General features: G+C 62.0%; 15 protein-coding genes and 1 tRNA gene. 8 read left to right on the top strand and 8 right to left on the bottom strand.

Annotated features, from left to right (window positions below):
• Positions 1-65: 65 nt before the first annotated feature.
• Positions 66-1754 carry a sodium:phosphate symporter gene (locus tag Harman_RS00285; RefSeq protein ID WP_137681833.1) on the bottom strand — a complete coding sequence of 563 codons (1689 nt, stop codon included), beginning with the start codon at positions 1752-1754 and terminating at the stop codon, positions 66-68.
• Between the two features lie 66 nt (positions 1755-1820).
• Entirely contained in the window at positions 1821-3896 is a 2076-nt protein-coding gene (locus Harman_RS00280) for a hypothetical protein (protein ID WP_137683102.1), read from the bottom strand.
• 210 nt (positions 3897-4106) lie between these two features.
• Between Harman_RS00280 and Harman_RS00275 the strand changes: the two genes are divergently transcribed.
• On the top strand, positions 4107-5120 hold the full coding sequence (locus tag Harman_RS00275) for a DUF1616 domain-containing protein (protein WP_137681832.1): 1014 nt from the start codon (positions 4107-4109) through the stop codon (positions 5118-5120).
• 45 nt (positions 5121-5165) lie between these two features.
• Positions 5166-5768 (top strand): metal-dependent hydrolase, encoded by a 603-nt coding sequence (locus tag Harman_RS00270; RefSeq protein WP_235007127.1) that lies wholly within the window; start codon positions 5166-5168, stop codon positions 5766-5768.
• A 439-nt stretch (positions 5769-6207) separates the two neighbouring features.
• On the opposite strand, the gene Harman_RS00265 is transcribed toward Harman_RS00270, so the two are convergent.
• The 3 genes from Harman_RS00265 to Harman_RS00255 all read right to left on the bottom strand — a co-directional run bounded on the left by Harman_RS00265 (position 6208) and on the right by Harman_RS00255 (position 10255).
• Positions 6208-7851 (bottom strand): PGF-CTERM sorting domain-containing protein, encoded by a 1644-nt coding sequence (locus Harman_RS00265; RefSeq protein WP_235007167.1) that lies wholly within the window; start codon positions 7849-7851, stop codon positions 6208-6210.
• Positions 7852-8236: 385 nt separating this feature from the next.
• The gene (locus tag Harman_RS00260) at positions 8237-9502 is read right to left on the bottom strand and encodes a PGF-CTERM sorting domain-containing protein (RefSeq protein WP_137681830.1); all 1266 of its coding nucleotides are present in this window, start codon (positions 9500-9502) and stop codon (positions 8237-8239) included.
• Between the two features lie 669 nt (positions 9503-10171).
• Positions 10172-10255: transfer RNA gene (locus Harman_RS00255), tRNA-Leu, on the bottom strand.
• Between the two features lie 125 nt (positions 10256-10380).
• On the opposite strand from Harman_RS00255, the gene Harman_RS00250 reads away from it, so the two are divergent.
• The 3 genes from Harman_RS00250 to Harman_RS00240 all read left to right on the top strand — a co-directional run bounded on the left by Harman_RS00250 (position 10381) and on the right by Harman_RS00240 (position 12517).
• Positions 10381-10863 (top strand): DUF309 domain-containing protein, encoded by a 483-nt coding sequence (locus Harman_RS00250; RefSeq protein ID WP_137681829.1) that lies wholly within the window; start codon positions 10381-10383, stop codon positions 10861-10863.
• 45 nt (positions 10864-10908) lie between these two features.
• A complete protein-coding gene (locus tag Harman_RS00245) occupies positions 10909-11697 on the top strand; it encodes a succinylglutamate desuccinylase/aspartoacylase domain-containing protein (protein WP_137681828.1) in 789 nt (262 codons plus the stop codon).
• Positions 11698-11950: 253 nt separating this feature from the next.
• The gene (locus Harman_RS00240; protein WP_137681827.1) at positions 11951-12517 is read left to right on the top strand and encodes a hypothetical protein; all 567 of its coding nucleotides are present in this window, start codon (positions 11951-11953) and stop codon (positions 12515-12517) included.
• A gap of 133 nt (positions 12518-12650) precedes the next feature.
• Here Harman_RS00240 and Harman_RS00235 read toward each other — a convergent pair whose 3' ends face one another.
• Complete coding sequence (locus Harman_RS00235) at positions 12651-13418, bottom strand: hypothetical protein (protein ID WP_200830801.1); 768 nt, start codon at positions 13416-13418, stop codon at positions 12651-12653.
• 105 nt (positions 13419-13523) lie between these two features.
• Between Harman_RS00235 and Harman_RS00230 the strand changes: the two genes are divergently transcribed.
• The gene (locus Harman_RS00230) at positions 13524-14753 is read left to right on the top strand and encodes an ornithine cyclodeaminase (RefSeq protein ID WP_137681826.1); all 1230 of its coding nucleotides are present in this window, start codon (positions 13524-13526) and stop codon (positions 14751-14753) included.
• A gap of 146 nt (positions 14754-14899) precedes the next feature.
• Here Harman_RS00230 and Harman_RS00225 read toward each other — a convergent pair whose 3' ends face one another.
• Both Harman_RS00225 and Harman_RS00220 read right to left on the bottom strand, forming a co-directional pair.
• The gene (locus tag Harman_RS00225; RefSeq protein ID WP_137681825.1) at positions 14900-15766 is read right to left on the bottom strand and encodes a ZIP family metal transporter; all 867 of its coding nucleotides are present in this window, start codon (positions 15764-15766) and stop codon (positions 14900-14902) included.
• Positions 15767-15811: 45 nt separating this feature from the next.
• Positions 15812-16519 (bottom strand): SDR family NAD(P)-dependent oxidoreductase, encoded by a 708-nt coding sequence (locus Harman_RS00220; RefSeq protein ID WP_200830800.1) that lies wholly within the window; start codon positions 16517-16519, stop codon positions 15812-15814.
• A gap of 105 nt (positions 16520-16624) precedes the next feature.
• Here Harman_RS00220 and aroA point away from each other — a divergent pair, with 105 nt between their 5' ends.
• Together aroA and aroC are read left to right on the top strand one after the other, a co-directional pair.
• Positions 16625-17914: a 3-phosphoshikimate 1-carboxyvinyltransferase gene (gene aroA, locus Harman_RS00215; protein ID WP_137681823.1), complete on the top strand. Its 1290-nt coding sequence runs from the start codon at positions 16625-16627 to the stop codon at positions 17912-17914.
• Between the two features lie 96 nt (positions 17915-18010).
• Positions 18011-19210 carry a chorismate synthase gene (aroC, locus tag Harman_RS00210; RefSeq protein WP_137681822.1) on the top strand — a complete coding sequence of 400 codons (1200 nt, stop codon included), beginning with the start codon at positions 18011-18013 and terminating at the stop codon, positions 19208-19210.

Raw genomic sequence — 19210 nt, 5'->3', positions numbered from 1 at the left:
CGGCCCCGTATTGTATGCCACGGTTACATACTTGGTTCAAGGGGGCGGAGGGTGTCATTGATACCTCAACAGCCCGTTCGGTTTCCGCCCGGCCGAACGAGATACACGGAATCGAGACTACGAGTATCGTAGACCACGTCGTTCTCGTAGCGCCACTCCTCCAGCGCTGCGGGCGTGGTCTTCTCGCTCCCTGCCGGGAACAGGTGCGCCCCAGTCGTGCCCCAGGACGCCCGCGATAGCGTCGGACAGGTGGGTTTTGAGCCGCCCCCAAGCCACCGGGCAACTGGCTGGTACGTTCCGTTGGACGCGCCCGGATAGTACAGGGCGACAATACGGCTAAACGGGTGGTCCGACGCCCACTGCTCGTCGACATGGTCCGCAGTGAACGTCGCGGCGGCGAACTGCGATTCGGTCGCCCCGGTCGGGAACGCAAAGGTATCGAGATTGACGAACGCGATCGGCATTGTCACGACCGCGGCCACCAAGATTACAACTGTCAGGACGGTTGCGATCCGGTGGCTGTGAGTCCGTGACGTTCCGAGCCCGCCATCCGGTGTCGGCGACCGGTGATAGGCGACTGCTGCGATGCCGATACCGGCGAGGACGAACACGGGAAGGTGAACGAACGTCTGGCCCCGGAGCGCGGTCCCGTAGTACTCCGGCGTCAGGGAGGCGGTCAGCGAGAAGTACACGATGACGACCGGCGCTAGCAGCAGCGCTAGCACGACCGGACCGATCCGCCGGCGGTCGCGGCTCGCATGCGGGAGTCCGACGACCGCAAACAGCACTGGGACGGCAAAGGCCACGACGAGCACCAGGAGTCCGACCGGTGTAGTCTGTGTCCCGGGAAACACGGTCTGTGTGGCGTTGGCTGCGAGCGTCAGGAACCAGAGACCGACTGCGCCGCCCAGTGTCGCTCGCTGCAGGCGGGCGCTCGTCCGCTGGAACCAGATCAGCGTCGCCACCAGCACGACGACCCAGGCCAGGAACAGCCCCGGATACGCGCTGATACGGTCGACGTACGGGACCTCCAGAAGCGACCGTTCGGCGAACCGGTAGTACCCCCACATGTACACCCAGAAGCCAGCGACGACTGCCAGAGCGGTAACGGCGTCACGGCGCGACGGAATCCGGGCAAGATGTGCCGCTAGCACCCCCGTGAGTACCAACCCGACGATGAGCGAGCTGAACGTATGCAGGAGCGGGAAGGCAGCGAACAGGACCACCACGACCGCGCCCCAGCGGCGTCTGTAGCGCTCGGTCCTAAGCAGCCGATGGACGGCAATCGCAAACAGCGGGAGCAACAGGAACGCCAGTGCCTCCTCGTCCGTCTGCCCGGTTCGCCGGAGATAGATACCCTCGACCGCGAGCCCCATCCCGACGATACCCATTGCGAGAGTCGTTCGGGAGTGCCGCCAGCGAATCGATTGTGCGAGCCGTTTGACAAGCGCCATGGCGGTCAGACAGGACGCCGCCCCGGTGACCGCGACGACCGGCTGAGCGATATACAGCGGCCGCTCGCCGGTGATGGCGCCGGTGAGCGTCAGCACAGCGGTAAACACGATGTTGTCCGCGCGGAACCGCGTGAGCGGAAACGTCCCCGTCTCGAGCGTGTCCCTCGCCAGAGCGACGTAGCCGAATCCGTCTAGCGTTGAGGGCAGCGGTGTCCAGTGAAGCGTCGTCAGTCGGGCCGCGACCGCCACGGCCACCACAGCCACGATGAGCAGCAATCGCCCCTTACGGCCGTCACTCATTGCCCGGCCCTACAGCGGGTGGGTGTAAGATAGTTACCGCATTCCGACGGACGACTCGGGGGTTCGTTACCGGCTGTCGGCCTGGAAGTCCTGGGCGCGCTCGACGGCCGCCTGGGCTCGCGACGGCTCGACTGAGGTGGGTGCGAACGCCGCCATTTCGAAGGCTTCGACGACTGTCTCGATGTCTGCCACTTGGTCCTCGGGGACACCGTGTTCCCGGCTTTCCCGGAGCAGTTCCCAGTGGGTCGTCCCCTCGTCAATCCCGTTTTTCGTCACCAGTTCGTCGTGGACGGCGGTGTAGGCCAGCACCGTTGCGGCGTCGTAGTTCCCGCTGTCCAGATATGTCTCGATACGCTCCTCGAACGTTGGGCCAGCGTCGTCCAAAATAGTCGGCGGCTTGTCAGGCTCAGTCGACGGCGGGTCGGCCGTCTCCACCGATGCAGTCGTGTCTGTGTCCTGAGTCTGATTAAACCGCGCCACGACGAACCAGGATGCGCCGACGACGATCAACGCCAGACCGCCGCCAAGGACCGGCAGCCAGCTGTACCCGATGACTCCGTTCCCGAAGCCGATTCCCGGGTTCTCGTCTGACCCGAACAGGATCCCCAGCAACGTATCGATGAGGATATCGCGGTCTGAGCCGGAGCCGACCGGTGGGTTCCCGCCGCCGGTCCCTGCAGCCACCGTCGCCGTTGCTGTGGCGTTACCGAGGTTCGAACGCGGCTCGGTGTACGTCGCAGTAACGGTAACTGACTCCCCAGTCTGTGGGTCCGCAACCACAGTCTGGAATGAGCCGTTCTGGGTTGTTTCGACGACCTGGGCCTCGCCGTCGCCAGCCTGAATCTGGACCGGGCGGTCAGCGACAGGGTCTCCAGCAGCGGTCTGTAGCTGGCCGCGGGCGACAATTCCATTGTCCGTTCGTGACGCACTCACTGAGAGGGTTGTCTCTGTCTCGACGACGACCACTGGGTGTTCAGACTGCGAACCGGCGATAGCGCGGTCCTGGTATGGAATCCGGGCGACGACCTGCCGGTCACCGTCGTCTACCGACGCCGGGACCTGAACCGCTGCCGTGACAGTGCCGTTCGGTCCGGTCGTCGTCCGTGCGACGACAGCATCGCCCACGAGAAATTCGACCGGAATATCCGACACACCGGTCGAATTGACCGCCACGGACACCGAAACGTCAAGTCGGTCGCCGTAGCCCACTGCCTCCGGCGAGATATCGTTCGTCACGTCGGGTGTCACCTGCTGGACAGTGATCGTGAACGAGGCGTTGTCTGTCAGGTACACTGAGTCGGCACTCGGGATATACTCGACCGGCACGGACTGTGGCCCGAGCCCGACCGATCGTGGTCGATACTGCGTTTCGAAGGTTCCGTTGGAGTCAGTCTGGACCGTTCGCGTCCGGTTTCCGACCCTGAGTTCGACCGGCTCGTCAGCGATGACCGACCCGTTCTCGGTCTGTATCTGGCCGGAGATGGTTCCCGGATCGCTGAACGATGCGGTCTGGTCTATCGCCTGCACCGTGAGCGTGGTTCCGACGAGCGTTTCTTCCCGGACCGCCGACTGCGTCGCCGTGATGTTTTCCGTCGTCTCGTTTATCTCGCCCTGTCCGTTGGAGAGATCGACCGAAGTTGTGTTCTCGATCTGTTCGAAGTTCCGATTCAGTCGCTGGCTGCTGTCGGAGATGTTCGCTGCTGTCCGCTCCATCGCACGGGCAGTGATGCGTGCTTCCCGCTCGTTCCCGTTCTCCCGTGCCGCCTGATACGCGGCGTACTGCTGTCGGTACCGCTGTACCTCGTTCGTGAAGTTCTGCTGGTTTCCGCGCGCGGCCTCGAACTCTCGTGCGGCAGTGTCGTCCGTCTCCGAGGATGTGTCACCGGCAACCTCGACGTATTGCTCTAAACGCTCGTCGTAGTCGTCACCGAGGACCGACCGCGCCCGGTCGTACTGTTGGTTCGATAACGCGATACTGCTGTTTTCAAGCTGGGAACCCATCGTCCGAGCCAACCAGGCAGCCGTTTCGTCGCTGTATTCGCCGTCAGACACTGAATCCGGGTTTTCCTGCTGGGTCTCGTTGTCATCCGTTGGCGTCTCTACCTGGAGGTTCATATCCGAACCGCCGTCGTCGGCTTGCATCGCTGTCACCCCGCCCGCACCGGCTGTAAGTCCCACTACTGCCAGGGTGACAAGTACGGCCCACGACTGGCTCTGGAACACACTGGGTTATTCTCCCCGTTTGATAAAATGCGTTCGGTTGGTCCACCTCGTCATCGTTCCAATCATGCAGGGAAACGGCAGGCGGAGCAATCAGCTATTTTTTTACCGTGCCGACATGAGACACCGCTAATGGCAGAAACTCCGGCGTGGAAACTGCTCCTGCCGCGCCAACTCCGCTACCTCCCGGCCGATCTGGCCGGCGTTATCGGCGTGGTGCTGCTGACGAACCTGGCTGCCCTGCTGCCGATCCTCTCCGAGACACCGGTCCGCATCGTCGTCGGACTGGTGTTTGTCCTCTTTATTCCCGGCTATGCGTTCATTGCCGCGCTGTTTCCGGAAGACGGGAGCGGTCCCACTGCCGACGGTGAAGCTGACACGAACTCCGAGGCCGACGGCATCGATGGCATCGAACGGGTGGCGCTCTCGTTCGGCCTCAGCATCGCGCTCGTTCCCCTCGTCGGTCTGGTGTTAAACTTCACGCCGTGGGGCATCCGTCTGCTTCCGATTCTCGTGTCACTCAGCGGACTGACGCTCGTGCTAACTGCCGTCGCCGCCGTTCGACGCTGGGCGTTGCCCCCCGAGGAGCAATTTCACGTCCCGTATCGCACGTGGCTCAGCGCCGGCCGGGAAGAACTGTTCTCGCCGGCTTCACGGACGGACGCCGCCCTGAACGTGCTGTTAGTACTGAGCATCTTGCTTGCAGCCGCCAGCGTTGGGTACGCCGTCACGGTTCCGAAAGACGGCGAGCGGTTCAGCGAGTTCTACCTGCTGACCGAAACCGACGACGGCGAACTCGTCGCGGACAACTATCGGACGGAGTTTCAGCAAGGCGAAAGCGGGTCGCTGATCGTCGGTATCGGGAATCAGGAACACGAGCGGACGGAGTACACGGTCATCGCCGAGTTACAGCGGGTCGAGCGCGTCGGCAACGAAACGCGGGTCCAGGAGCGGACGGAACTGCGGCGCTTCCAGCCGACGCTGGGACATAACGAGACATGGCATGGGCAGCACGAGGTGACGCCCGGAATGACGGGTGAAGGCCTCCGACTCCAGTACCTCCTGTATCGCGGCGCACCGCCCGAGACCGTCAACCAATCGACCGCATACCGGGAAGTCCACCTCTGGGTGAACGTGACCGGCTGACCCGTTTTCCCACAGAGATCCGAGCCGGCCCTCGAAATCGGCCTTGTGACACTCCGTTCGCTGGTGATCGAGTCCGGCGAACAGCTTTTGTTTTCTCGGACCGTTGCCTCCACAGTGTACCCCGAAGGCCACTTCCTCCTCGCAGCCGTGCCGTTGACGGCTTATACGGTGGCGCGGTGGCGTCGGTTTCCCTCCGGTCCGATGGTGCTCCTCCTGCTTGTCGCGACACAGCTCCCGGACGTGATCGACAAGCCACTGGCGTGGACGTTCTCTGTCCTTCCCAGCGGCCGGATGCTCGCTCATTCGCTGGTCGTCTGTCTGCCTGTTCTTTCCGTACTCGTATTGCTGGCCACTCGCCGGGGATACGGGCGCTACGCAGTGGTGTTCTCAGCCGCCTACCTCTCACACATCGCCGGCGACTTCTATCCGATACTGCGTCTCGGGACGGACTACTACTTCTTCCCGAACCTGTTCTGGCCGCTGTTGCCGGCAAACCCTGACCGAGTGGCGTCATTTGCGGCCCACGCACCGGACAGCCTGTCCTCGCTTCTCGTCCCACTCGTCGTCTTTGGACTGGCCGCCAGCTACAGCGTCATAGCGATGTACCGGAGACGCGACCGACACCTGTCGGAAGTGCCACACCAGTAAGCTGGCGGGTCGTCCGGCCGTTGTCACTGGCCAGAATATAGAATCCCGAGGGACTACAGCTCCCCACAGTCAGTGGGTCGAAAATATCGTTCATCGTGCCAGGTCCACAAGCTGGACACCCACCGGCTGCGTCAGGCCGGGGTCACGGATTTGATCGGCGTTTCGCCGCAGTTGACACAGATGTACTCTTCGTCAACCGTGAGTACGACCGGTGAATTACACTCGATACATTTGATCTTCGCCGCGCGAGATGGTTTTGCGTAGTCCCCCATGGATGTACCTTACGTAAGAATGTTGTTCGCAAACTGATGTAAAATTATCCCTTTCAGCAACATCTCACTGTACATACTGTTACTGTACACAGTCCGGGACTACACAAGAGTGGGATACACAATCGCGGGAAAAACAAGCCAACTACTCCAGAAACGATGCGTGTGTCTCAGTCGCGGCGTGCTAGGAATCCAGCACCTAGCAGCGCTAGGACCGTCACGAGTACCGTGAAGCCGGGTCCACTCGAACTCGTGGATTCGACTGAATCCTGCGTTTCGGTCGCGGCTTCATCGGGTTGCTGTGCCCCACCACCTGCGGTCGTAGCGGCTTCCGTCGGCGTGTTTCCGTCTTCAGTTTCGGCAGTGTCAGTGCCGTCGTCCGTGACAGTCTCGTCGTCCGTTCCAGTCGTCGTTTCGCCCTCAGTGTCGTCCTCCGTTGCGTTGTCGTCGCTATCGCCGTTGTCACTGCTTCCGTCACCGCTGTCTCCGTTGTTACTGTCGCCGCTGTTGTTGCTGTCGCCGTTATTACTACTCCCATCATCGTCGTCACCGTTGTCGCCATCATCGCTACCGCCGGTGTTGCTATCGCCGTTATCACCACTCTCATCGTCGCTGTCACTGCTACCATCGGAATCGTCGCCTGAATCGGTCTCGTTTGACTGAGTCAGCCAAATCGTTCCGGTGTCGGAGTTGATCTCGTTGGAGTCTTCGCCGACAGCGATGTGAACGTACGTGTACGTCCCGTTTGGCCAGGAATCGACCGTTTCGACGGACATAGTGGTGTCGGGGCTATCAGACACCGTCGTCGCCGATGCATGCATCACGTTGTCGCCGGTCGTGCCGGGTGATGCCTCGGAGAGGACGAACCCGAACAGGCCGAGCAGTCCCGCTGAAGGCATCGCGCCTATCACTGAAGACTCCCCACCGAAGAAGGAAGCGTCGTTACCGGTCGTCGACACACCGTTGACGCCGTCGAAGGAGTTCTCGACGGTGATCTGGTCCTCGGAGAGATCCTCGTTAACGGGACCAGTCACCCGGACAGTACTCGTCTGCTGTTGCAGTTCGTCACCGTTGAACACCAGCACCGCGTGCGTAGCGGCGTCGTCGTCTAGTTCGGTTTCGACATCGAGCGTCACATTGTCGCCGGCGGTAACGTTGTCAGCGGTTGCTTCGACAGTTGATGGGCTTTCCTGAACGAGCGTCTGTTCGACACCGACGACAGTCACGTTCCCGTCAGCGGAGACGTTGGTATCGGAAACAGACAGGCCCTCTCCATCATCGACAGTGACCAGGATGAAACCGTACGCTCCACCCGAGTCAGGCGTATAGGTGGTTTCGAGCGCACCATTGTCATCAATCGAACCGACGCCTTCCGCATCGTCTAGCAGTTCAACTGAGTTGGCACTGGAGTCGTTCGTGAAGATACTAGACAGTTCGGTTCTGACGCTTCCCTCACTGAATCCAGCGGCCTCTGGTCCCTCAGAGAGCTTCACTGCGAGTAGTTGTGCCTCGTCACCAGCGACCGCCGAAGTCCCAGCGCCGGTGGTCGATTCGAACGCGAGATCGACCGATTCGCCCGCCTCGTGAATCGTGTACTGGTCTCTGTTGAGAGGAACGTCACCGGTCTGGGCGGACTCGATGTTGATGTACGTCTGTGGCGCTGCTATCGTCGTTGGCCCTTCGGAGGTTGTCCGCAGCGGGAGCAGTGACCGCTCCCAAACATCCACGTTGTCCGTTATCGACGCCGTTTGTCCGTCATCGATTGGCGTCGCCGCCACCGATGTTATCGACAGGGGGGCGGCTAACACCAGCATCGCTGTAATCGCACAAATTACAGCGTGTTTTCTTATTGTTGTTTTACACATTACTGAATTTTTTCGGAGGGGTCCGGTTTAATTCTTATGCAGTGACATTGGGCGGTACGCAGTAGCACACGGAACCGATAAAACACGGCTACTCTGTCCGGGGATTTCACGGTTCGAATTTCGACATGTGCTTCAGTTCCAGTCCCAACTAACACTGTTGAGAATTGTAGGAAATAATATACATGTGGGAGTAGACGAACCCCGGCGTAGTCACTTTTAGTGTCATTTATATATAAAGTAAGGCGGCGGCACCAATCCGAATCTGCAGGATGTGGTGCCGCAGTGGAGCAGTTGTTTAATACACCGAAACCGCTGAACGGGCGCTCTCGGCTAGTTACTCGTCCTCGTCGTCGTCAGTATCCGGTCCGCCAGCGTTGTCCGGGGGACCGCCGCCGTTGCCCGGACTGTTGCCAGGCCCGCCACCGTTGTCAGGTCCGCCACCCGGACTCAGTGCCACCGTTCCGGTATCCGAGTTGATGGTCCCGGACTCGGTGCCGACTGCGACGTGGACGTACTGGTACGCACCGTTTGGCCAGGAGTCCAGCGTTTGAACCGTCACGCTAGCATCGGGATCGTCTTCTACAACCGTCGCGGAGGCATGGATAACGTCGCCATCAGTGTCCGATTCGGCGTCGGTAATCACCATGCCGAACAGTCCCTGCACCCCGAGCGGGGGTATCGACTGGTTCTCCGAGAGGTTGATACCTGCGACTCCCGTGTCGTTCCCGACCGTCGCAACGCCACTGACGCCATCGAAGGAGTTCTCGACGGATATCTGGTCCGACGAGAAGTTCTCGTTCAGGTCGCCCGACACGGTCACCGTACTCGACTGCCGCTGGAGTTCGCCCTGTCGGACCAGCATGACTGCATGGACGACAGACTCGTTTTCCATTTCGGTGTCGATATCCAGCGTGACGTTATCGCCGGGGTTGACCGGGTTCTGCGTCCGCGCAGCGGTCGAGGCGTTATCCTGCACCACAGCCTGTTCGACGCCGACGACAGTCACGTCCCCGTCGACGGAGACGTTGCCATCCGAAACCGACAGTCCCGCACCGTCGTCGACAGTCACCAGGACGAAGCCGTACACGCCACCCGACTCGGGGGTGTAGGACGCGTGCAGTTCACCGTCCTCGTTTATTGTTCCGACGCCCTCGGCGTCATCGAGTAGCTCCTCCGACGTGATATCCGAATTGTTTGCGAGGATGTCACCGGGGGAAACGTTGCTGACGTTTGCCCCACCGGTAGTCGGTGCCCGGTCTAGCTTGACGGCAAGCAGTTGTGCCTCATCGCCGGCGAGTGACCGTGTTCCGGCACCGACTCTCGGTTCGAAGGACATGTTGATCGGTTCGTTGCGCTCGTGGATCGTCACGGTGCGTTTATTGAGCGGAAGGTCGCCGGTTGCGGCCGACTCGACGTTGATGAACGTCTGCGGTGCCACTATCGTCGTCGGTCCCTCGGAGGTGGTTCGAAGCGTGAGCGGCGACCGCTCCCACACGCTGATGTTGTCCGACACCGAAATCGATTGGCTCTCAGCAACTGGGGTTGCACCAGCAGTGGACGACACTGCTAACGGACTAGCCAGTACTAACGCAACTGCCATCACGAAGATGACAGCCGGTTTTAGTATTGGAGTTTTTACCATTACTGAAACATTACAGAAGCCTGTGGTATATTTCTTGTGCAGGGATAATATCTAAAGTAGTGTCAGACGGACTCAAACCCGCCATTATATACAAACGGGGTTGGAAATGACGGATACTTTTTAATTGAGGTATTAGTATAAGTATCTGTAGATAAGACGTAACCAACTATTATAATAACAGTTTAGATGGTATGTTATTAGCTGTAGGCAACAGCTAGAACTGTTGTTACTGAAGCTACCTGGTACAAAGCACAGACTGCACAACTTCGTGAGTGGATATAACTCGTGCAAAACGTTAACAACCAACTGGATAGTCGCCACTTGAACTCCAACCGCCCCTATGAAATACTCGGCAGCGTGACACCGGCCCGGTTTTCAGGCCGTTCGTGACAAGGACCGCGCTCATCGGAATCCAGTATCTGTGGGACCAAATACGCTGTAGTTCATTGCGGAGACAGATCTCTAGTTCAGTAGGTCGGAAAATTGCGAGGGAAGACCGCTCCGTGCGAGTCTTCCAGCACCGGTCGGCTATCGTCGGCTCAGCGAGATTCCACCGAGGTCGATGGAGTGCTCGCGACCGTGACGATGGCCGCTCGCTGTTTGCGAGGGACCGTGTCGGTCCAACAGTGCGAGGGAAGGGATTTGAACCCTTGGACCCCTACGGGAGCGGATCTTGAGTCCGCCGCCGTTTCCTGGCTTGGCTACCCTCGCACGCGTAGTGCATTACGGTACACATGGCAGTGCAGTATAAATGTCGTACGGAAGCGACTCGGAGCCAGTGGGTCGATAGCCGACAGAACCGGTGGTTTGACCCCCTGCGAGACAGTAGCGTTGGCATGGACGACCACACGCGAGACCCCACCGTCGAGCCCCCCGACGGGAACCCGTCGGGCTGGCGAGCCGACGGGCAGTGGGAACACGAGACGCTCAGGCGGGCCGTCGTCCACGGTGTCCGCCTCTACAACTCCGGTGAGTTCCACGAGTCACACGACTGCTTCGAGGACGAGTGGTACAACTACGGCCGTGGGAACACGGAGAGCAAATTCCTCCACGGGATGGTACAGGTCGCCGCCGGCGCGTACAAGCACTTCGACTTCGAGGACGACGACGGAATGCGGTCGCTGTTCCGAACGTCGCTGCAGTACTTCCGTGGCGTCCCCAACGACTACTACGGCGTCGACTTGCTTGATGTGCGGACAACGGTCACGAACGCGCTATCGGATCCGACAGCACTGCACGGCTGGCAGATTCGCCTTGACGGCGAGTACCCCACATGTCGCCCGGAGGACATCGAGTTCGCAGAGTCGCTCGAACACTGACCGAATCCGGGCAATTCTAAAGGCTGGGGGCGTTAGGACGCATAGATGCGAATCGAGCAACTGGGAGACCGGGTTCCTGAGGTGGCTGTCGTGGGGAGCATCCACGGCGACGAACCGTGCGGACGGGACGGTATCGAAGCCGTTCTCGCCGATCCGCCCGAAGTCAACACCCCGGTCAAATTCATCATCGCGAACGAAGCCGCGCTCGAAGCGAACCAGCGGTATCTCGATACTGACCTCAACCGGTCGTTCCCCGGCGACGCCGACAGCGAGTCCCACGAGACGCGTCTAGCCGTGGAACTCGCTGCAGAGCTGCAGGACTGTACCGTGCTCTCGCTGCATTCGACGCAGTCCTACGAGGGGCTGTTCGCCCTCGTCGACGACCTCACATCGGAAATGGAGGAACTCTGTAGCGCCCTCTCCGTCGACGCCGTCGTACAGACGAAGGGGGCAAACGAGGGCCGATTGTTCGCGACGGTGGACTCTGTCGTCGAAGTCGAGTGTGGCTATCAGGGGTCGGCTGAAGCGGCCGAAAACGCCGAAAAAGTCATCCGCGAGTTCCTCGCCGCGACCGGCGTGACCGCCGGGCCACCCCTGCAACGGGACGACCCACTGCCGGTGTTTCAGCTCGGCGAACCGATTCCGAAGGCGGCGGCCGACCAGTACGAGGTGTTCGTCCGGAACTTCGAGCAGGTGCCCGAAGGCGACCCTGTTGCAGCGGCCGACGACGAAACGGTCGTCGCGGAGGAGCCGTTCCACCCGATCCTGCTTTCAGCCAACGGCTACGAGGACGTGTTTGGCTTTACTGCGGATCGGATCGGACTGCTGGACTGAGACGTTTTCGTAGTGGTCCCGCCAGATCGAAACAGCCAGCGTCGCTCATTGTAGAACTTACGCTGGAGTGTCCTTTTCAGAAGAAGAGTTGTCACCATTTTGTCAGGATTCCGGTAACTCTCAATTGAGGTGTCTCCCCGAATTGAGAACAGAGAGAATATTCGGAGCCAGAAGACACGTGTTTGCACTCATGTCTCGTTCTGAACACCCAGAAAAAGTTTACAAACGCAGTTAAAACTGGACTAACGCTACAATGCCCTCCAAGCAAGCCGTCAGTAGCCTCGGGAGTCTCGTCGCTGTACTCGGACTCTCCAGGGTCGCAACAGCACAGTCCACAGCCCCGGGTAGTGGCATCGGTCCGGGCCTCGAAATCGTGCTCCGCTTCGGCGTCGGATTCGTCATTTTCGCAATTTTGGGCGCCGCTGCTGCCGGACTCGGCCCGAAGTACACGACCAACGCCGTCCGAGAGATTCAGGACGACCCCGCCGCTGCCATCAGCTGGGGGATTCTGGTCGGGATCCTGCTCCCAATCGGACTGATCCTGCTCACATTCACAATTATCGGCGCGCTGATCTCCATCCCCGGACTGCTCCTCCTCGTCGTGCTCGGTATCGTCGGCAACGGCGTTACAGCTGTCTGGATCGGGAACTCGGTGATCGGCGACGACGGAACCGTCAGCGCCACCGATGGTGTCGCCGGCGGCCTGTTGCTGGCCGTCCTCTTCGCGATTCCGGTCGTGGGTGGCTTCCTCCTCAACCTCATCACGCTCGTCGGCCTCGGCGTCGTCGGACGGGACGTGTACGAGGAGTGGGCTGACTGAGCAATCCGTCGGAACGCAGCTGTACCCGTTCTCCGTCGCTTTCGAACCGTTTCATAGTGCTTATTGCAGCGATTTACCGGTATGCGCCGACCCCGGGGGCGGCGCTATCCGGAGATAATCTAAATAATCACTATCAGTCGGAACCGGGACAGCCGAGTTCGTATTGGTTGTCGTGGATATCCGACGGAACAGAGACAGAGACCGGCTCGCCGTACTCAGTGTAGTGGAGCGTGATCGTCGCAGTCGCAGTCGCGCCACGCTGTGAGATTTTGAGCCGGAGTTCCGACTGGACCGGTCGGTTCGTCTCCGGATCGAGCCACAACCGAGCCGTCGCATTCTCAAGCGACCCAGGGTTTAGATCGACGGTACTGCCCTGGCGACGGTCCATGATCGACTGCAGGGTTTCGGTACTCGGGGATGCGGTGACGAGAACGGTCTGGTTGCCGTCGAGCGTCTCGTTCCCCTTCCAGTACACGTTCGAGCGTTCAAACAGCAGTAGCTGTCGATGAAGCGGCGTCGCAGTCGCCCACGGTTCGGAGCGCGAAACGTTCTCGACACCGTACCCGCCCCACGGGTCCTGACATTCCTGGTACGCTTTGTACCCGTCGACGTAGGAGTCGACTGTTTGGTCCTGGGACCGTGTCGTCGCTTGCATCCGCTTTGTGGAGACGTTTACCGCTCCGCCGCCGTCAACGCGGACGGTCTGTGATCGGTCACCGTCCGACGCGGCCACGTGCATCTCCATCTCGAACCGGTACGATTCGACAGCAGCGACCGAAGTATTCGCCTCCTCAATGGCCACAACGGCCCGCTCGTCACTCGGCGGCGGGCTATCATCCACGAACGTCCCGCAGCCAGCGAGGAGGGCAGCGATGCAGACGGCGAGGACCAGTCGTCGCATACATTGTTCTCGTACGCGTGCCATCTAAAAACATCGCGGGTCCGACCCGGGTTGGCTCAATGCGGACCCAAAACCGTCTTACACACCTGCCTCCATGTCTCCGCCATGACCGTCTCTCGCGAAGTCGAGCTAGAGGGCCACATCATCGACTCCGGGATGATGCAGTCCTGTTTCGGCATCATCATGGACATGGGCGGCTCCTTCTCCGTCGAAGAGTTCGATATCGGCCGTCACAAGGACGAGGAATCCTACGCCCGATTGCTCGTCGAAGCCGACGACATGGACACGCTACAGTCGATCGTCCACGAACTCCACCAGCATGGGGTCAACCCCTCGGACCCGAAAGACGCCACGCTCGTTCCCGCGCCCGACGACCAGGTCGTCCCACATGGCTTTTACTCGACGACGAATCACCCGACGTTCATCCGCCACGACGGCGAGTGGGTCGAGGTCGAAGACATGGAAATGGACTGTGCGGTCGTCGTGGAAGACGGCGACGATCCGACAGCGAAAACGAAGGTACTGAACGCCATCGAGGAGGGTGACATGGTCGTCACCGATGAGACCGGCATCAAGGTCCAGCCACCGGAACGACCTCGCGACTCCGGCGGCGCGTTCGGCTTCATGCAGGGCGGCGTCTCATCGGAACGCCCCTCGGAGTCGACCATCCGCAAGATCGCGAACGCGATCAAGGAGACGAAAAAAGAGGGTGGCAAGGTGATGGCAGTCTGTGGCCCGGCACTCATCCACTCCGGCGCGCGCGAGGACCTCGCGCGCCTCGTCCGCGAGGGGTACGTCGACATGCTCTCGGCCGGCAACGGCTTCGCCGTCCACGACATTGAGCGGGACATCTACGGCACGTCGCTCGGGATGGATACTGAGAGCCTGGACCACCCACGCCACGGCCACAAACACCACATCTACGCCATCAGTGAGGTCATCCGCGAGGGCGGCATCGAAGCCGCCGTCGAGTCCGGGACTATCGAGTCGGGCGTCATGTACGAGTGCGTCGACAACGACCGGCCCTTCGTCCTCGCGGGCTCGATCCGCGACGACGGCCCGCTCCCGGACACCATCACCGACGCCGTCGAGGCCCAGAACGCCATCCGCGAGCAGGCCCACGAGGCCGACATGGTGTTGATGCTCTCGACGCTGTTGCACTCCGTCGCTGTCGGGAACTGCCTCCCCTCGACGACCCGAGTGGTCTGTGTCGACATCAACCCCGCCACCGTCACGCAGCTCCTCGACCGCGGCTCCGCGCAGGCGGTCGGGATGGTCACCGACATTGGGACCTTTGTGCCGATTCTGGCGGAGCAGTTGATGGACGAGGAATAGGACGACCACGAGCGGAGCGAGTGATCGTTTTTTCGCCCACGTTTTTGCCGAGTGGTGTGCGACCCCAGGGACACACCCGACGGGAAAAAGGTGGATTGCGGACGTTCGTGCCGATTCTGGCGGAACAGTTGCTGGGGTACTGGTACTTAGATAGCGACCCACGCCAGCACAATAGCGGCAGCGCCGACGACTGTCGAGGCGACGGCGTGCGTTCGGAGTTCATCAAGCAGGTCGTGGGAGTGGTCGTGGAGTTCACAGACTTCGTCGATCTCGCTTCCGGCCTCGCAATTCGGCAGGAAGTCCATCGCGACGTGGAGAAAGATACCGGCTGCAAACCCGAAGATGAGCGCGTTGAGCAGGGCGGATTCCGGAACCGGGAGCAGTGCCGAGGGGATCGCCGTCAGGCCGACGCCGGCCGCGGGGAGCAACAGTGCGGTCGCGGACTTGCCGTTGCGTCCGAGTCGCCGGGCGGCGGCGTAGCCAGCCGGTCCCTTGTGCGAGATGATGGCGAGTCCAAGCAGGATACCCAGTTCGGGCATCGAGGCGTAGACCAGGCCGATGACCAGCCCGGCCGAGAGCGCGTGGGCGGCGATGGCGAGCGTTGTCATGTCGAAGGCAGTCTCGACGTGAGTCAGCCGGTGGCCGATAGTGTGGGTTCCGTACCCGATGACGATCCCCGCCGCGATGCCGACACCGCCGATGCGTGCCGTGCCCGCCTGACCGCCCAGGCCCATCGCCTGCGGGACGAGGAACATGGCCGCCGACGTGACCATCGCCCCGCTTGCGAGCCCGTAGCCCCAGACCAGTCGGTACGGGTTCGTCTCGTCTGCCCGCGCACCGAGCCACGCACCCAACCCCATCGCCATAAAGGCGACCCAGGAGATGACCAGGACCTTCGGCGCGTCGCCCGTGACCGCGAGGCCCGAGAGGAGCAGCAGACCGACCACGCTCGCAATACCGACCGGTGATACCCGGCCAGTGTTATTAAACATCCGTTCCAGGTTAATATTCATTGGTTACTAACACCTGTCTGTTGCCAATAAACCCATCGGTGGCGGTCACTGTGTCGCAGACCGATAGTCTCCCCAGTCGAGGACCGCGCCGTCCAGCGCCGACGGGTCCACGTCCCGGAGCGCCCACAGCACCATCTCGGCGACCGTTTCGGGGTCGCGGCCGCCGTCGCCGGAGAGGTCCGTCGCGACCCGTCCGGGGTCGACCGCACCGACCGGGAAATCGAGTTCCGCCGCGAACCCGCGGGCGACGGCCTCCGCGGCGGCCTTCGAGACGGCGTAGGAGCCGTATCCGGGCATCCCCTTGCGGGCGACAGCGCCCGTCGGGACGACGATGCGGGCCGCCGATTCGAGGTGTGGCAGGGCTTCGCGAATCGTCGAGAACACGCCGCGAGCGTTCGTCCGGAGGTGGTCGTCAAAGGCGGCGTAGGACTCCTCAGTCAGCGGTGTCTCGCCGGCGGTTCCGTGGTAGACCCCGGCGTTGGCGACGATATACTGTATCGCGCCGTCGCCCTCGCGTGTGGCGGTTTCGACCAGTCGTTCCACATCGAACTCGTCGCGCACGTCGGCCCGAACCGCGGTCACGGAGCCGCCCGCGTCCCGAATGTCGGCCGCGACCGCATCCAGCGCCTCGGTGTCGCGGGCGCAGATGACCGTATGTGCGCCCGCCTCCGCCACCGCGTGGGCTATCTGCTCGCCGATGCCTCTGCTCGCGCCCGTGACGACAGCCGTCGCACTGTCCATCCCTGAGGCCATAGCGGCGGTACCACTGCCAGCCACAAGGTCGTTGTTCCCAACGCTGGCAGCGGGCGAGTCCCCGAGAGCGGTAGCCTCTTGTCGAACGCCCGCTACCGACCGGGCATGGACATCACTATCGCGGAGTCGACAGTTGAGGGGACAGCACAAGCCCCACCCTCGAAGAGCTACACGCACCGGGCGGTGCTGGCCGCGGGCTACGCCGACGGCGCAGTCGTCCGTGATCCGCTCGTGAGCGCGGACACAAAGGCGACGATGCGAGCAGTCGAGGCCTACGGCGGCAGCGTCTCGCTGGCCGAGGACGGTTCGACGGCCGAGGTGACGGGCTTCGACGGCCTGCCGGACACCCCCGATGACATCATCGACTGTGCCAACAGCGGGACGACGATGCGACTGGTCACCGCCACCGCAGCGCTGCAGGACAACCTCACGGTGCTCACTGGTGACGAATCCCTCCGGTCGCGCCCGCAGGGACCGCTGCTCGATGCCATCGACCAACTGGACGGCGACGCCGAGTCGACCCGCCGGAACGGGCAGGCCCCGCTCGTGGTTGGTGGCGGCGTCGACGGCGGTGCAGTCGAAATTCCGGGGGACGTGTCCTCGCAGTACATCACCGCACTGCTGATGGCCGGAGCCGTCTCGCCGGCGGGCATCGACATCGACCTGACGACCGAACTGAAGTCCTCGCCGTACGTCGACATCACGCTGGAAGTGCTGGACGACTTCGGCGTTGAGGCCGAGAAGACCGACGCCGGATTCACTGTCGACGGCGGCCAGTCCTACGCGCCCGAAGGCGGCGACTACAACGTCCCCGGGGACTTCTCGTCGATGAGTTACCTGCTCGCCGCGGGTGCGCTCGCCGCCGAAGACGGCCTGCGCGTCACGTCGGCGTTCCCCAGCGCCCAAGGCGACGCCGCAATCGTCGATATTCTCGACCGGATGGGGGCCGACCTCGACTGGAACGAGGAAAGCGGGGAGATTGCTGTCTCGCAGTCCGCGCTGACGGGTATCGAGGTCGGCGTCGAGGACACGCCGGACCTCCTGCCGACCATCGCCACACTGGGAGCGGCCGCCGACGGCGTCACGCGGATTACCGACGCCGAACACGTCCGGTACAAGGAGACCGACCGCGTGAGCGCGATGGCGGAAGAACTCACCAAGATGGGCGCAGAGGTCGAGGAGAAACAGGACGAACTCATCGTCTACGGCGAAGACAGCGACCTCGTCGGGACGACCGTCGAGGGCCGTGCGGACCACCGCATCATCATGTCGCTGGCCGTCGCGGGTCTGGTCGCCGACGGCGAGACGACGGTGGCCGGCGCGGAACACGTCGACGTGTCCTTCCCGAACTTCTTCGACGTGCTGGAGTCACTCGGCGCTGCTGTCGACCGGTAGGACGGCGGCAACACCGACGCTATCGCCGCCAGTAGCCGGGATTGGGATCAGCCACATCTACAAGGTTCAAATGCCCCCGCCCCCGACACCACTGTAATGAACGGCAACGAGTTCGGTCGTCTGTTCCGCATGACGACCTACGGCGAGTCTCACGGGGAGGCGATGGGCTGTACCGTCTCCGGCGTTCCAGCGGGCGTCGAACTCTCCGAGGAGGAGATACAGAAAGACCTTGACCGGCGCAAACCCGGCCAGTCGATGATTACCACTTCCCGGGGCGAACCCGATAAGGTATCGATCAACTCCGGGATTCAGGACGGCTACACCACAGGGACGCCGATCGGGATGGTCATCCAGAACAAGGATGCCCGCTCGGGCAAGTACGAGCCGTTCATCACGGCTCCGCGACCGTCCCACGGGGACTACACCTACTCTGCGAAGTTCGGGACCCGGAACTGGGGCGGCGGTGGCCGCTCCTCCGCCCGCGAGACAGTGAACTGGGTCGCCGCCGGCGGTGTCGCCAAACAGGTTCTTGAACAGTCCGACTACGATATCCAGATCAAAGCCCACGTCTGCCAGATCGGCGATGTCGAGTCGGGACCGGTCACTTTCGAGGACATGCTCGAACACAGCGAGGAAAACGAGGTCCGCTGTGCCGACCCCGAGGCCGCCGAGGAGATGCGCGAGGTGGCCGACCAGCACCAGACGGAAGGCGACTCCATCGGCGGCGCGATTTACTTCGAGTGTCGCGGCGTCCCGTCGGGTCTCGGCGCGCCGCGGTTCGATAGCTTCCCGTCCCGGCTCGGCCAGGCGATGTACTCCATCCCGGCCGTCAACGACTTCGAGTACGGCATTGGCCGCGAAGCCCGGACGACCAAGGGCAGCGAGTACACCGAGAACTGGGAGTTCGACGAGGACGGCCACCCGACGCCCGTGGGCAACGACCACGGCGGCATTCAGGGCGGTATCACGACCGGCCAACCCATCTACGGGGAAGTCTCTTGGCACGCACCCGTCTCGATACCCAAAACCCAGAAGACGGTCGACTGGGAGACCCGCGAGGAGAAGGAGATTACCGTCACCGGCCGCCACGACCCGGTGCTGCCGCCGCGAGCGGTCCCGGTCGTCGAGGCCATGCTGGCCTGCACGGTTCTGGATTTCATGCTGCTTGGCGGCCGCATCAACCCAGACCGGCTCGACGACCGGCCGGGCGAGTACAATACAGACTACCACCCGTCCAGCCCGCAGAACGACCCCGAGGACGCGGATACCCACGCAAAGACCGTCGACGAGGAGTAA

The organism is Haloarcula mannanilytica (genome assembly GCF_005406125.1).
Lineage (GTDB): Archaea > Halobacteriota > Halobacteria > Halobacteriales > Haloarculaceae > Haloarcula > Haloarcula mannanilytica.
The sequence above is the reverse complement of the archived record's forward strand: the minus strand, read 5'-3'. Positions and strand labels throughout refer to the sequence as shown.